The 15526-nt window shown below is 52.6% G+C and carries 14 protein-coding genes; 10 read left to right on the forward strand and 4 right to left on the reverse strand.

Annotated elements, in window-relative coordinates:
* Positions 1 to 253 precede the first annotated feature (253 nt).
* Positions 254 to 1669 (reverse strand): dihydrolipoyl dehydrogenase, encoded by a 1416-nt coding sequence (lpdA, locus tag N7326_RS04105; protein WP_259157902.1) that lies wholly within the window; start codon positions 1667 to 1669, stop codon positions 254 to 256.
* A gap of 636 nt (positions 1670 to 2305) precedes the next feature.
* Here lpdA and N7326_RS04110 point away from each other — a divergent pair.
* The 7 genes from N7326_RS04110 to N7326_RS04140 all read left to right on the forward strand — a co-directional run bounded on the left by N7326_RS04110 (position 2306) and on the right by N7326_RS04140 (position 10525).
* Positions 2306 to 3370 (forward strand): alpha/beta hydrolase, encoded by a 1065-nt coding sequence (locus tag N7326_RS04110; protein WP_259077677.1) that lies wholly within the window; start codon positions 2306 to 2308, stop codon positions 3368 to 3370.
* A gap of 147 nt (positions 3371 to 3517) precedes the next feature.
* Positions 3518 to 5524, forward strand: coding sequence for a prolyl oligopeptidase family serine peptidase (locus N7326_RS04115; RefSeq protein ID WP_263088199.1), 2007 nt, complete (start codon positions 3518 to 3520; stop codon positions 5522 to 5524).
* 11 nt (positions 5525 to 5535) lie between these two features.
* Positions 5536 to 6531, forward strand: coding sequence for a dTDP-glucose 4,6-dehydratase (gene rfbB, locus N7326_RS04120; protein ID WP_259077815.1), 996 nt, complete (start codon positions 5536 to 5538; stop codon positions 6529 to 6531).
* Positions 6528 to 7874 (forward strand): dTDP-4-dehydrorhamnose reductase, encoded by a 1347-nt coding sequence (gene rfbD / locus N7326_RS04125; protein WP_259289402.1) that lies wholly within the window; start codon positions 6528 to 6530, stop codon positions 7872 to 7874. Before rfbB ends, rfbD begins: the two co-directional genes overlap by 4 nt.
* Positions 7875 to 8738 (forward strand): glucose-1-phosphate thymidylyltransferase RfbA, encoded by an 864-nt coding sequence (gene rfbA / locus N7326_RS04130; protein WP_259289403.1) that lies wholly within the window; start codon positions 7875 to 7877, stop codon positions 8736 to 8738.
* 47 nt (positions 8739 to 8785) lie between these two features.
* Entirely contained in the window at positions 8786 to 9685 is a 900-nt protein-coding gene (locus N7326_RS04135; RefSeq protein WP_259289404.1) for a DsbA family protein, read from the forward strand.
* 6 nt (positions 9686 to 9691) lie between these two features.
* Positions 9692 to 10525 carry a cytochrome c biogenesis CcdA family protein gene (locus tag N7326_RS04140; RefSeq protein ID WP_259077697.1) on the forward strand — a complete coding sequence of 278 codons (834 nt, stop codon included), beginning with the start codon at positions 9692 to 9694 and terminating at the stop codon, positions 10523 to 10525.
* Positions 10526 to 10709: 184 nt separating this feature from the next.
* Here the strand turns inward: N7326_RS04140 and N7326_RS04145 are convergent, their stop codons facing one another.
* The 3 genes from N7326_RS04145 to N7326_RS04155 form a co-directional block, all read right to left on the reverse strand.
* Positions 10710 to 10889: a hypothetical protein gene (locus N7326_RS04145; protein ID WP_259077700.1), complete on the reverse strand. Its 180-nt coding sequence runs from the start codon at positions 10887 to 10889 to the stop codon at positions 10710 to 10712.
* 65 nt (positions 10890 to 10954) lie between these two features.
* Positions 10955 to 11458, reverse strand: coding sequence for a DUF421 domain-containing protein (locus N7326_RS04150; protein WP_259157893.1), 504 nt, complete (start codon positions 11456 to 11458; stop codon positions 10955 to 10957).
* A gap of 92 nt (positions 11459 to 11550) precedes the next feature.
* On the reverse strand, positions 11551 to 12915 hold the full coding sequence (locus N7326_RS04155) for an MFS transporter (protein ID WP_263088200.1): 1365 nt from the start codon (positions 12913 to 12915) through the stop codon (positions 11551 to 11553).
* Positions 12916 to 13298: 383 nt separating this feature from the next.
* Between N7326_RS04155 and N7326_RS04160 the strand changes: the two genes are divergently transcribed.
* From N7326_RS04160 to N7326_RS04170, 3 genes are all read left to right on the forward strand, one after another.
* Positions 13299 to 14525, forward strand: a complete 1227-nt coding sequence (locus tag N7326_RS04160; protein WP_263088201.1) for a hypothetical protein — start codon at positions 13299 to 13301, stop codon at positions 14523 to 14525.
* 61 nt (positions 14526 to 14586) lie between these two features.
* Entirely contained in the window at positions 14587 to 15309 is a 723-nt protein-coding gene (locus tag N7326_RS04165; RefSeq protein WP_263088202.1) for a hypothetical protein, read from the forward strand.
* A partial coding sequence (locus N7326_RS04170; RefSeq protein ID WP_263088203.1) for a hypothetical protein occupies positions 15300 to 15526 on the forward strand: 227 nt, incomplete at its 3' end. The genes N7326_RS04165 and N7326_RS04170, both read left to right, overlap by 10 nt.

Below are 15526 nucleotides of genomic sequence, written 5' to 3' on the forward strand. Positions count from 1 at the left end.
GACCTGTCGCTCACTTCGGGTAGAGCCCCTCGAGCTGGCTTTATAAGAAAGCCACACCCTTAAAATGCTCTTATTGAAAAGCGGTGCATACTGCTTCGACCGATAGATGTCCACCCGTTTGGATTCAATCAAAGGACGGATCTTTTTGTAAGCGTCAAAATGACATTGCGTCACTCAGGCACCAAAGCCCTGTTCGAGTACACATAAAGGGGCGCAATCCTGTGAGATCGCGCCCCTTTATCTAAGAGAACCTTTAAAGGTTAATCATGTGACCCATAGTTCCCTCACAGGCTTCTTTCATCGCCTCCGAAAGGGTGGGGTGCGTATGCACATTGCGCCCGATTTCTTCCGCCGTAAGGTCGAAGCGCTGAGCTAAGGTCAGCTCCGGCAACAGCTCCGAGACATTAGCGCCAACCATATGCGCTCCAAGGAGTTCACCGAATTCACCATCGGCGATGACCTTAACGAAACCAGCCGATTCCGCCAGACCTTGGGCCTTACCATTGGCACTAAAGGGGAAGGTTGCTACCTTGATCTCCCGGTCAGAGAATTTCTCCTTCGCCTGCTCTTCGGTATAACCGAATGAGGCGACCTGGGGGTTGCAGAATGTTGCCCGTGGCATCATCATATAATCACCCAGCTCTTGGGTTGGAGCCCCTGCAATGGTTTCAGCTGCCACCACACCTTGTGCTTCAGCAACGTGAGCCAATTGTAATTTCGCGGTCACATCGCCAATGGCATAAATACCCTTAATATTCGTACGCATGCGCTCGTCAATGGCAATAGCACCACGATCGGTTAATTTCACGCCAGTCTTCTCTAAACCGAAGCCTTCGGTGCGCGGGGCGAAACCAATAGAGACCATGCATCGATCGGCTTTAATGGTATCGGAGGAAGAACCATCTTTAGATTCCACGGACACTTCTACGCCATGGTCCCCGCCGAGATCTTTGATCGCGGTGGTCTTATGTCCGGTAAGGAGCTTGACACCTAGCTTCTTATATTGCTTGGCAATCTCCTTAGACACGTCCTGATCCTCATTAGGCAGAACGCGGTCCATAAATTCCACGATGGTGACATCGACACCATAGTTGGCCAGTACATAAGCGAATTCCATGCCGATAGCACCGGCACCCACAATCACAATGGACTTGAGCTGATCGGCACTTAAGATCTGTTCTTCATAAGAGACAATATTTCCGCCTAGTTCCACCCCAGGCAAGGAACGGACCACGGAGCCCGTGGCTATAATACAGTCATCGAATGTGAGGGTTTCGCCCGCTGCTTTACCCTCAGTAATACGGATGGTTGTGGCATCTTCAAAAGAGCCCAAGCCGTCGATCTCGTCGATCTTGTTCTTCTTCATGAGATAATGCACGCCCTTGACAATGCCTGCAGAAACCTTGCGGGAGCGCGCGTGAGCCACTTGGAAATCAAAGCTAACGTCACCTTCGATACCAAAGGTTTTCTTCTCATGATTGAAGATATGGGCCACTTCAGCATTCTTTAGCAGCGCTTTGGATGGAATACAGCCAACATTGAGGCAGACCCCGCCCCAATACTGCTTCTCCACCACAGCGACTTTCTTGCCGAGCTGAGCTGCGCGGATGGCGGCCACATAGCCACCAGGGCCAGCGCCGAGAACTACTACGTCATAATGTTTAGTCACGCCCACAAGGATACGGAAAATTCCGCTGAATGTCGCCTTTTATGCGGGGAAAATGTTTGACCTCCTCACCTAAAGGGGGTAAAGGCTTTCGAGCGAGACTGGATCTTTGAGGCGCCTGAAGCCTACTAGGGATTAGATGAGACCCAAGATGAGCGCTAGTTCACTCGATGCGGAGGAACCGAAGTGAAGGACGGCTCCGAGGGCGGCGTTGATCTGGACGATAATTTGCTCAATAACATTAATGGGCATGGTGTTCCTTGCCTACTCGAGGGATCATATATTTAAAAAACAATAGCCGATAAGGGCTCAGAGTTCTCAACTAGTACCAGCGCTCAAGCGGCCTTCAGCGTTACATCAACAGCTTTGCCCGCGCCTATATAAGCACTTATAAGTGCTTATAAATGCTTATATCAAGGTATCAGCGCTTATACCTATACCTGCTATCGCTCATCTACACATGTTATTCACTCGAGTATCATAAGCAACTCTAGTAACATTACTGGTGATACTGTTGAGCACTGATGGCGCAACCATTAGCGCAGAAATATCGTCTATTCGCCACGTCTCAGCTAACGTTTGAAGCGCTGACAACGATGATATGAGAAGTAAGCACAAATACGCTCCCAAAGGATCACTATGAAGTACACGTACCGACGCCTTAGCGCAACACTTTTCGCCCTCGGACTCTTAGGCGCTAGTCCTGCCGTGGCCGGCACCATAACCCCAGCGCAGCTCGCCGCCAACGCGGCAACCTCGCAGATCACGGTGGGAACGAATACCAATGAGAACCCGCGCTGGCGGAGTGTCGTTGACGGCGATCGCGTGGTTGAGATGTGGGCAACCTCTCCAGCTATGGATAATCGCTCGATCCCGGTAGTCGTTATCAAAGCCAGTCAGCCCGCACGCCCCACCCTCTACCTACTCAATGGTGGCGACGGTGGAGAGGGACGCGCCAACTGGCTCATGCAAACGGATGCTATCGACTTCTACAAAGAAAAAGATATCAACGTCGTCATCCCCATGGCCGGACGCTTCTCTTATTATTCCGACTGGGTACAGGACGTTCCCCATCTCGGTGGCAAGCAGCGCTGGGAAACCTTCCTCACCAAAGAGCTGCCTGGCCCTATCGAGAACCTCTTAGGCGCAAATGGCAAACGCGCTATTGCCGGAATGTCGATGTCTGCAACATCTGCGCTTCTCTTAGCTGAACACAATCCGGGATTCTATGACGCTGTAGGCGCCTTCTCTGGCTGCTACGCGTCCTCGAAACCTGCACCCACTGGATTTATTGCACTGACTCTCCAACGTGGCCAAGCCACTATCGAGCAAATGTGGGGTCCATGGGGCAACCCCACCTGGATCTATAATGATGCCGTGATTAATGCTGAAGGATTACGCAATTCCGAGGTTTACGTTTCCAACGGATCCGGACTCGCCGGCGCCTGGGATATGCCCACTGGCCCACGTCTGATTGGCCAAGATCCCTTAATCCAGTCCGTCGGTGCCGCTACCACCATTATCGAAGGTGGCGTGATCGAGGCAGCCACCAATGCCTGCACCCACGATCTCAAATCTAAGATGGACAGCTTGAACATCCCCGCGGACTTCAATTTCCGCCCCACCGGCACCCACTCGTGGGGTTATTGGCAAGATGACCTGCGCAACTCTTGGGTAACCTTCGAGCGCGCCTTCAATTCTTAAAAGCTCGAACCGACCATTCGACCCCAGCCCCTGTAGTGAGAAGGGGGCTGGGGTCGAATTTTTCTATCCGTTTGATTGCCGCCCTCCGTCGCGTTGGGTAGCCTGACACTAGCTCTTTACTCGCTCGTCAGAAGGCCCATATCACCTATGAATTCTGTTTCTCCCGCTCACCCACTACCGAATATAAGCACCCAGGAGCTCGAACCTATCGACTCTCCCGAGGCTTTAAGCTGGGTAGCAACTCTGAATGGGCGGGCAGCGAAAGAGGTTGACAAAAAGCTCGCCCGTCGCATCTTAGAAGCCTATGACAATACTGATCGCATCGCATATGTCACCCGCCGCGGTGACTTCCTCTACAATTTCTGGCGCGATTCTCACCATCCCCGCGGCATTTGGCGACGCACCACGCTAGAGAGCTACCGCGACGCTCATACTCAATGGGAAATACTCATAGACGTCGATGCCCTGGCCCACGAGGATGGGGAAAACTGGGTATGGAAGGGCGTGGTCATACGCCGTGAAGCAGACGTGGCTTTAGTCAGCCTCTCTCGTGGCGGCGCCGATGCTGCTTGCGTGCGCGAATTTGATCTTTGCACGCAGAGTTTTGTAAAAAATGGCTTTGTCCTCGATGAGGCTCGCTCCTATCTCTCGTGGATCGACAGCGATAGCTTGCTGGTCAGCACTGATTTCGGACCGGGCTCGCTGACCATATCTGGCTACCCTCGACAGATTCGAGTGTGGCGCCGCGGAGAGGATATCAGCGCTGCCCAAGAACTGTACTCTGGAGAACAATCCGACCTGCTGGTGATGGGGTGGGCCGACCCAACGCCAGGATTTGAGCGGGTTTTTGTTCGCCGCCAAATCGATTTTTATACCTCCACAACCTTTGTCCACACCCCCTCTGGGCTGGAGCCCGTTCCGGTGCCGGGCGATGCCAGCATGAATGTGCGCGAAAATTTCCTCTTTGTGGTTCCCCGCACCGATTTCTGCACCATTCCCGCAGGCGGACTCGGGGTGATCGACTTCGAAGAATTCATGGCGGGTAACCGAGAATTCCATGTGCTTTTTAGCCCCGATGAGCACACGAGTCTGCAGAGCCTCCATTTCTCCCGCTACAAGGCCTATATCACCATCATGCGAGATGTCAGCAGCTCGATTATTGAGATTGATTTGCGCAGCTTTGCCCAGCGCACCTTAGATCTTCCGCAGCTGACAACCGCACGAATAATCTCAGCCGATGAACACGGCGATGAAGTATGGCTGAGCTGTTCCAGCTTTAGCCAACCCGACACCTTATACCGCCAAGGTGCCTCCCTTTTAGAAAAAATTGCCCAAGCCCCCACCTTCTTCGATGCCACGAAAATCGAGACCCGGCAACACTGGGCACGAAGCGCTGATGGTACTCAGATCCCCTACTTCATTGTTGGCGTCTTTGATCAACCGCAACCCAAGCCCACTCTGGTCTATGCCTATGGGGGCTTCGAAGTCTCCCTTACCCCAGCCTATAGCGGGGCACGGGGCATCGGCTGGCTGGAAGATGGCTATTACTTCGTGCAACCCAATTTACGCGGGGGCGGCGAATTTGGCCCTGGGTGGCATAACCAGGCAACAAAGGAGAACCGCTACAAAGTCTACGAAGATCATCAGGCAATCCTCGATGACCTCGTTGACCGCGGTTATAGCCGACCCGAGACCACATTCGTGCGCGGCGGTAGCAATGGAGGCCTATTAAGCGCGGTCGCGCTTACCCACTACCCCGAAAAAATCGGCGGTGCGGTCATACAGGTTCCACTGACCGATATGCTGCGCTATCACACCCTCCTTGCCGGTGCCTCCTGGATGGCAGAATATGGCGATCCTGATAATCCTGAGGAACGCCCCTATCTCCAGGCATACTCACCACTAGAGAACGTGGTTCCGAAATCCGACCAGATCTATCCCCCGGCGCTGGTAACAACCTCCACCCGCGACGACCGCGTCCACCCCGCCCATGCTCGTCTCTTCAGCCACGCCCTCATTCAGGCTGGCCAGGACCTTACCTATTACGAAAACACCGAAGGTGGTCACGCAGGTGCCGCCGATAATGCCCAATCGGCTTTTATGGAGGCACTTGTATACAGCTGGATGAAGAAGAGGCTGCGCGCGGTACGATAAATACTATGAAAATGCTCGTCACTGGCGGCGCCGGTTTTATTGGAAGCAACTATATCCGGCGCACGCTCTCGACTCACCCCCACTACGAGATCACCTGTCTCGATTCCTTCACCTACGCAGGCAACCCCGCTAACCTTGAGGGCCTAGATATCACCACCGTTATAGGAGATATCACCAATACTGAGCTTGTCGACGAGCTTGTTAAAACCCACGATATCGTGGTTCACTTTGCCGCCGAATCCCACAATGACAACTCTTTAGCCGATCCGTGGCCCTTTATTCACACCAATATTATTGGCACCTATACACTCCTAGAAGCCGTCCGCCGCCACCAGACCCGCTATCACCATATCTCCACCGACGAAGTCTTCGGCGACCTAGACCTGCACGACCCGGCGCGTTTTCACGAGCACACCGCTTATAGGCCATCCTCTCCTTATTCCGCGAGTAAAGCCTCAAGCGATCACCTGGTGCAGGCCTGGATCCGCAGCTTCGGCATAGCCGCGACCTTGTCCAATTGCTCCAATAATTACGGCCCCTATCAGCACATAGAGAAATTCATCCCTCGCCAGATCACCAATATTCTCATAGGCCAACCTGCGAAACTCTATGGTTCAGGCACTCAAGTGCGTGATTGGATCCACGTCGATGATCATAATGACGCCGTCAATATGATTATTGATCGTGGCACGATCGGAGAAAGCTACGTTATTGGCGCCGATAACGACCACGTGAATAATAAGCAGGTCATTGAACTGATCTGCGAACTCATGGGTACGGGCAGTTATGAGCATGTCGCCGACCGCCCGGGGCATGATATGCGCTACGCGATTGATTCCACCAAATTGCGCTCCGAACTAGGCTGGGCACCACGCTTTACCGATACCGACACCGGCATGCGCGCAGGCCTGTTGGACACTATTGACTGGTACACCACCCACCGCAGTTGGTGGGAAGGAGATAAAGAGCGTGTCGAGGCCACCTATGCGCGCAAAGGACACTCATGAATATCACCCTCACGCCTATTAAAGATCTAGCCATCATCCACCTCGACCTCCACGGTGATAACCGTGGCTGGTTCAAGGAGAATTGGCAGCGCGAAAAATTTCAGAACCTCGATCTCGCACCGCTGGCTTTAAAATATTTCCGACCCGTCCAACACAATATCTCCTTTAACCAGCGCCCGGGAGTGACCCGCGGCATGCACGCCGAACCGTGGAATAAGCTCATCTCCCTCGCCGCCGGTGAGGTCGAGGGGGCGTGGATCGACCTGCGCGCCGATTCCCCTACCTTCAAAACCCAATTCCACTGCCGCCTAAGCCCCGGCGAAGCTGTCTTCGTACCGCGCGGAGTAGCCAATGGATTTCAGGCCCTCACGGCAACCAGCTATAGCTACCTCGTTGATACCCACTGGTCTCCCACGGCCCACTACAGTTTTACCAACCTCGACGAAATTTCTTGGCCCCTTCCTGTTACCGAAATCTCCGAAAAAGATCGCCACCACCCACCGCTAGATGAGGCGCTACCGGTACCGAATAAGAAGGTTCTTGTCACTGGCGCTGACGGCCAGGTAGCCACGGCCCTGCGTCGTATCCTCCCCGATGCGCACTACCTCACGCGGGCAGAATTCGATATTGAGAGGCCGGCTGCTTCTGGCATCGACTTCACCAAATATTCCACGATTATTAATACGGCTGCCTATACTAACGTTGACGCTTGCGAAACCGACCGCAGAAAAGCGTGGTCTACTAACGCACAGGCAGTGGGGGCACTGGCTGATATTACCCGTGACTATGACCTGTGCCTGGTTCATATTTCCTCTGATTATGTCTTCGACGGCGACACAGCGCATCCTTATACCGAGATGGATATTCCGTCGCCGCTTAATGTCTACGGTCACAGCAAAGCGGCTGGGGATATCGCTGCGGCCCGAAACCCCAAGCACTATATTATCCGCACGTCTTGGGTAGTTGGCGACGGCAAAAATTTCATGACCACCATGGCCACCCTTGCTCGCACAGGGATTAATCCACAGGTTGTGGGCGACCAATTTGGGCGCTTAACATTTGCCAATGAAATCGCTTCGGGTATCGTGCACCTCCTTCATACTCAGGCTCCCTATGGCACCTATAACCTCAGCAATTCCGGGCCGGTGGTGAGCTGGTACGAGATTGCTCAACGAGTATTTTCTCGCTCCGGTCACGATCCCTCACGGGTGAGCCGCTGTACCAGCGCTGAATATCAGGCGGTGGCTCCGAGGCCACAGTATTCTGTATTAGATCTAGCGAAGATTGAGGCCACGGGCTTTTATCCACGCGATTGGCAACTCGCATTCGAGGAGATGATCTAAATGAAGGGCATCATTCTTGCCGGCGGCTCAGGTACCCGCCTCTACCCCATTACCCAAGGCATTTCGAAACAATTGATGCCCATCTATAACAAGCCTATGATCTACTACCCACTCTCAACACTGATGAGTTCGGGCATGAAAGAGATCCTCGTTATTACGACTCCTCTCGATATCGAGCACTTTCGTCGCCTCTTAGGCGACGGCAGCCACCTCGGAATCAGCATTAGCTATGCTATCCAGGATCAACCGCGGGGGCTCGCGGATGCTTTTCGCATTGGCGCTGACTTTATCGGAAACGATGATGTTGCATTAGTGCTCGGTGATAATATTTTCCACGGCTCCCAGCTGACTGAGCGCCTCTCAAGCATCAGCTCAGTTAATGGCGGAATAGTCTTCGCCTATGAGGTCAGAGATCCCCAGCGCTATGGAGTGGTGACCTTTGATGATCAAGGGCGCGCCACCTCCATTGAGGAGAAACCCGCTGCGCCGCAGTCGAATTTCGCAGTGGTAGGTCTCTACTATTACGACAACCGGGTGGTGGAGATTGCGCAGTCCATCACCCCTTCGCAGCGCGGCGAATTAGAAATTACCGCGATTAACCAGGCCTATTTACAGGCTGGTCATCTTAACGTGGTCAAATTGGCTCGAGGTGACGTATGGCTCGATACTGGCACCTTCGATTCCATGAGCGAAGCTAGCTCCTATGTTGAGGTTTTGGAAAAACGCACAGGGATTGTCATCGGATCCCCCGAAGCCACTGCTTACCATCAGGGCTTCATTAGTGCCGAGGAATTAAAGCATCTAGCGCAGCGTCGATACGCGAAATCAGGTTATGGCGCCCTCCTGCTTAATACGTTGAAATAACAGACGCTGATAAACTTGGACAAACCCTAACAGAGAAAGATTCATCCATGGCAACACCTATTCATCCGCCCGCGAAGCAATCGGCTTTCGCCAGCGTATCTCCGGCGATCTGGGCGCTTGTTATTACCCTCATCGCCGTCGCCGGTCTCGCCGGCTATGCCTTAGGCTATAACAAAGGTAGTAGCGAACCTGCCATAGCTCCAGCTGAGACGATCAGCACCACAGCTGCGGCCCCGACGAGCGTCGACCCCAATCCCGCAACTGAGGCTGCTCCTGCTGGTGCTGAGGTTAGTCCTGGTAGCCAGGCTATTGCCCCCAATACGGATAGTGCTACTATCGACGCCACCATGTACGGACCTGGGGCTGAAGTGAAACGCGCTGAGGATATCATGAATGTCCACCGCCGCAATCCAGCCGATCCCTTTGCTATTGGAGCCCTCGACGCACCCGTAGTCATCAGCGAATTCTCCGATCTTGAGTGCCCCTTCTGTGCGCGCCACGCTAATGAGACCCATCCTAAAATTATGCAGGAGTATGTGAATAAGGGATTGGTGCGTATTGAGTGGAATGACTTCCCTATTAATGGTGATCACTCGATCGCAGCCGCTAAAGCTGCTCGCGCTGCTGCGGCTCAGGGTAAATTCCATGAATTCTTAGCCGCCCTGTTCACTGCCTCGCAATCTGTCCCGGGTCACCCCCACAACACCATAGAGAATTTTATGGATTTCGCACGTCAAGCAGGAGTGCCCGATTTAGATAAATTCAAACAAGAAGCGATGGACGCCACCTTCGACGAGGCTGTTGACCAGGCCCGCAGCTATGGGGCTTCTTTGGGAATCACGGGCACCCCAGGATTTGTTATTGGTGGGCAGTTCGTCAACGGCGCTCAACCATTTGAAATTTTCAAACAAGTTATCGACGCCGAGCTAGAAAAGGCTAAGAATTAAACGATCGTGATTGATTTTGGATTACTGGGCGCCTTCCTCGGAGGCGTCCTTGCCTTACTCAGCCCCTGTTCAGCACTTTTACTCCCAGCATTTTTCGCCTATGCATTTAGCGCGCCTGCACAGCTTTTAAGCCGCACAGGGGTATTTTTCCTCGGATTGCTGGCAGTTCTCGTCCCCTTAGGAGCGGGGGCCGGAACCCTCGGGAGCTTTCTGAACACCTACCGTCACGAGCTCATTGTCTACGGGGGCGTCCTCATTTGCATCATGGGAGTAATTAGCTTCTTTGGAGGAGGATTTCGACTAGGTCCTCGAGCTGCAGTCACAGGACGTGGGTATCCAGCGACGTTTTTCCTCGGAGCCATCTACGGCTTCTCGGGGTTCTGCGCCGGCCCTCTCCTAGGTGCTGTGCTCACCACAGCCGTGGTGGGTGGTAGCGCCCTCTACGGAGCGCTCATCCTTGCCGTCTATGCTCTTGGAATGACCGTTCCCCTCATATGTTTAGCGCTAGTATGGGAGCGTTTTGATATGAGTTCACGATCGTGGTTGCGCGGCCGGACGCTGATATGTGGTCCTCTTCGCCTGAATACAATGTCGATGCTTTCCGGGCTTCTCTTTATAGGCATTGGACTGCTCTTCATCTTCAGCAAAGGCACAACGCATCTTCCGTCCGCAATAAGCATTGATACTCAAGCTGAGATTCAAGGATGGATTGTTGTCAACCTTGGTCCCATCTCGGATGTCCTCGTCCTTCTCGGGTGTGCGCTCCTGGTAGCCTTAGGACTGATCATTTATATTCTGAAAAAATCTCCCGCCACGAGCACCAGCGAGCGTGAGAAGTAGAAAAGGAGACATTCCCTTGGGGAAAGTCTCCTTTTTGATGTCCTAATTAGGCAATCAAGGCCAGACCCGCGACAGCCGCACGCTAGCGAAACTCATATTCTCACCAGTCACCTAGCGTGTGCGCTGAATCTTAGGATGTGGGGGAAAACCTAAGTCACCGGGTATATATGGACCTGCCGCATCACTACCGAGGCACGCTGAGGTACCACCAGTTGTGAGCGAGGCGGGGCAGTGCACGGTGCACAATTTTCTCGGTTTTGCCGAATGCGGCAAAACCAATGATAGGAAGCGGGCGATTATTTCCGTGCGGCACACCATAACCATTGCACACAATCGATAGTCTCCGCACTGTAGTCCTATTCATTCTGAACTTAACGGTTTACCCATGACGGGATCGAGCTCTACGGACACTCACAATGTGCTCATTGATCAGTAGAGATTAGTTAATGCGCTTCCATCGCCTCGATTACTGTGGGGGATAACACTGAGCTGACCATTGGATTCCAAGATAACGGCGAATATTTGGTCGAAGCCACCATACCCCGCTTGGCGAATCGCCTGTTCAACTCCGGCAACGCTCAAACGGTGAGTATGGATAACATCGAGTAGCGGCTCACCGTCTCGGACAAGAAGTGCAGGTGGAGAGGTGATAATGCGCCGGATCCTAGAGTTATTGGAGCTTGCTCGTGCAACTACAAACTGCAGGCACGCCAAGAGGCCAAGGGCGAGCAGCCCTTCAGAATATGTCACATCCGTACTGAGAATAATGCTCGCAACAGTCGAGCCGAGAGCCACTGTAATAATAAAGTCAAAAGCATTGAGCTGCGCGAGGGTTCGCTTACCACTCATGCGCAATATGGCAACGATGGTGAAATAGGTCAGCACACCAATAACAAGAATACGAATCAGAGAAAACCAAGAATCAAAGAACATACTCAGCAGTATGGCATATATGCTCAGGGCTATTTATTCGGGTAATAAAAAGGGCGGAGTGTGCGTGCACCCCGCCCTTTCGGTGAAAATCTCTAGATCAGCATCTTCCGACGTTCAAGTAGAGCATTTTCTTCCCTTCGAATGAAAAGGAAGATGATGAAGATCAGAACGGCGAAACCGAGGAAGACCATGAAGGTCACGTCCCAGCCAGCGTATTCCACGAGGTAGCCGACACCAGTAGACGCTAAGGTAGCGCCGAGAAGATAACCAAATAAACCGGTAAAACCTGCGGCGGTCCCGGCGACATTAGCAGGTGATAGATCTAGAGCCTGGAGACCAATGAGGCCTACGGGACCATAGATGAATCCACCGATGAGGGCGACAAATAGCACCATGACCAAAAATGGGGTGCCGACGGGCATGAGCCAATAGCCCGCAATAGATAGGCCAGCACCCGTGGTGAAGAGCAGGATCGAAGCACTGCGATTACCATTGAAAATTTTATCGGACGTCCAACCACACAGAATCGTGCCTATAAATCCGGCGATTTCGAAAGCCCCAAAGCTAATCAATCCGCTGGTGATCGACATATTGTGCACTTCGGAGAGATAGGTAGTCACCCAGTTAAGAACGCCGTAGCGCAAGGCATAAACGAAGACATTACCGATGGCGAGCAGCAGGATGATCTTATTGGTCAAGATATGCTTGAATACCAGTTCACGGGTGGAAATTCCCAACCCATTATTGGTGTCTTCGGCGACTTTAGGCGGGTCATTGCGGTACTCATCAATTGGCGGCAAGCCCACAGCGGTAGGATTATCCCTGATGAGCACAAAGGAGATAACTGCGACGACAAGCGCCACAACAGCGGGTACCCAGAATGCTGCACGCCAGTTTTGCTCAGTAAGGTGCAAACCAAAAGCGACGAGGAAGGGCAGGGCGCCAGCGCCGAGATTATGGGAGGTATTCCACAATGAGCCTTTCCAGCCGCGTTCGTTAGTACTAAACCACTGAACTACAACGCGCCCACACGGAGGATAGCCCATACCCTGGAACCATCCATTGATGAACATAACGGTGGCAAAGATACCCACACTGGCCGAAACCCACGGCACAAAGGCGACGATGAGGTTCATAATGGCCGACAGGCCCAGACCCAACGGAAGGAAGTATCGCGCATTGGAGCGGTCGGAAACCATAGCGCTGAAGAATTTGGATAACCCGTAGCTGATCAATACAGCGTTGGCGATAATGCCGACAGCGGGCTTATCGATGACGCCATTTTCATCAAGAAGCAACGGCGCGATAGTCGAAATATTGTTGCGGATAAGATAAAAGCCTGCATACCCGAGGAAGATTCCCATGAAAACTTGGAATCGGAGGCGGGGATATTTACGGTCGATTTCTGCTTGAGGCAACTGTGGTGCAGCTGGCGGGGTGTGTAGCCATGTCAGCACTGAAATGCTCCTTTACTAGATTGTAGGAGGCGCATTTATTGCAAAATACGTCAGCTTGCGATGAATTAGATATCGCCAAAAAGCCGCACATATTATATGAATAATATTAATGAAAACCTAATAAAAACATGAGTAAAGCCTACGATGTGACTAAAGTCCCCCTCCCACAGGGGCGCTAGCATCCACACACGGACTTCACAATGCGATTCACTGCATAAATCTGGATTAACCCGGATATATCTCCCCATGTATGTGATCAGGTTCGCCTCACACCGACATATCCAAGTCTCTCCCACATTCAGGGAACCGATTGCGCTTATTCGCAGTCCAACGGTTTACATACAGCTACTCTCGCGAAATTCAACGACCGAAGGACTCTAGCTATGAAATTCTTGCCAGTTGGAATACTAGGCGGCTGCCTTACCCTTCTCACCGCATGTACGAACGATGCCCCACAGCTCAACGCCGATTCCACCAACCCGTCCAAGTTGAACGTGGCGACAGCTCCCGCCACTGCACCCGTCACGCAACCGATTACCATAGACCGCTCCGACCCTAGGGGCGAAGACTACCACGAAGCTTTCAGCCATTTTGATCCCAACCTCGTCCTCCATGATTTCTGCGACCGCTTCACCCCCGAGGAACTGGTCAGCATCGGACTACAAGAAGACGAAAGCTCCGAGACAGAGCGGAGCCCTGATGGGTTTTTATCGAGCTGCGACTATAAGCCCTATCCACAAGACCCCAACGTCCTCTATGCGGTCGCGACAAACTTCACACAGCACAACTTATACCACCAACTTAACCGTCTTTTGCTCTTCGAATTCGAAGGACAGGACCCCCGCATCTACTTTCAATCACCCCAAAAAAATGGTGAGTCGAGTGAACTCTTCAATTGCACCGCTGCAACGAGCACCTCTGGAGGCACAGTAAACCTCACAACGAAAGTTTCCAAAAACGCCACTAACCCACATGCGTACTTCAACGATAGTGCCACCACCTGCAAACATTCACACGACAAACTTATCGAGCTGATCAACCTCAGCGGAATAAGGTGGCCGCAACCTGTCATGCAGCCAGTCAATATAGACCCCAACGATCCTGCGTCTGAAGGCTACCAGGAAGCATACGACTATTCAGACCCCAATCTTGTCCCTTATGATTTCTGCGACCGCTTTACTCCCGAAGAATTCGCCAGTATCGGACTACAAAAAGATGAGACTTTTGAAACTAGCAAGTCGCCGAAGACGAAACTCACGGTCTGCCAATTCAAGCCCTTCCCTGAAAACCCAGATATCGTTCACCTCATCGCAACCGACGGAGTACCGTACAAAAAAAATCGCTCAGCTGGCCTTATTCTCGACTTCGAGTTCGAGGGGCGTCACCCCCGCATCTACTTCTTTGCATATTTACCCAATGGGGAGACGGACGAAAATTTTGATTGTAGCGCTGCTACAAGCACTACCAGCGGCACGTTATTCTTCTCGACACTTGTCTACAAAGATTTATTGGACCCTAGTACACCCCTAAGAGATCTCGCCAGTACCTGCAAATATTCACACGACAAACTCATCGAGCTGATCAACCTCAGCGGAATACAGTGGCCATAGCCTCTCCACCACAGCAAGCTAAATCCAATCGCACTCACGATCACAGAAACGCCGAGCACTGATGAACAAACTACCCATCCTCCTCAGCACCACAGCACTCCTTAGTTCTAGCGCGTGCACACCAGATTCTTCTGGGCCAAACGAACCAAAGGAAACTGAAACGGCAACGGTGTCTCGCACTGCAGCTAACACCGCACCCCAAGCACCCCAAGCACCCCAAACCCCCGAGACTACCGCCCCCACCATGCAGCCGGTCGATGTGGACCCCGACGACCCCAAATTCGAAGGCTACCAAGAAGCATACGACCGCTCAGATCGTGACCTTGTTGTCCATGATTTCTGCGATCACTTTAACTCCGAAGAACTCGCTGGCATCGGGCTACGCGCCCACGACAGCTCAGAAACCCAAAGAGACTCTCAATTCAAAGAATCGGTCTGTTCCTTCGATCCCATCCCTGAATACCGAAGCGTCGAATACCAAGTCATGACGGGCCTCCTGTCATACGAGACGCAGCGCAATCTGGGCCAACTCTTGAACTTCGATTTCGAAGGGCGTCACCCCCGCATCTACTTCTACTCAAACTTAACCAATGCTAAAGCAGGCTTCTACATCAGTTGCACTGCAGCAACGAGCACCACTAACGGCACTATAAACTTTACCACCGAAGCGTTCAGCGACGAACTTATCCCTGATGCGCGCTTCAACGATGCCGCTAGCACCTGCCAACACTCACACGACAAACTCATCGAGCTGATCAACCTCAGCGGAGTCCCATGGCCATGATCACCTTCAACCCCACCGCCACAGCAAGCTATACCCAATCGCACTCACGATCACAGAAACGCCGAGCATTGATGAACAAACTCCTCACCTTCCTCAGCACCACAGCACTCCTTAGTGCTAGCGCGTGCACACCAGATTCTTCTGGGCCAAACGAACCAAAGGAAACTGAAACGGCAACGGTGTCTCGCACTGCAGCTAACACCGCACCCCAAGCACC

The organism is Corynebacterium sp. ES2794-CONJ1 (assembly GCF_025660615.1).
Classification (GTDB): domain Bacteria; phylum Actinomycetota; class Actinomycetes; order Mycobacteriales; family Mycobacteriaceae; genus Corynebacterium.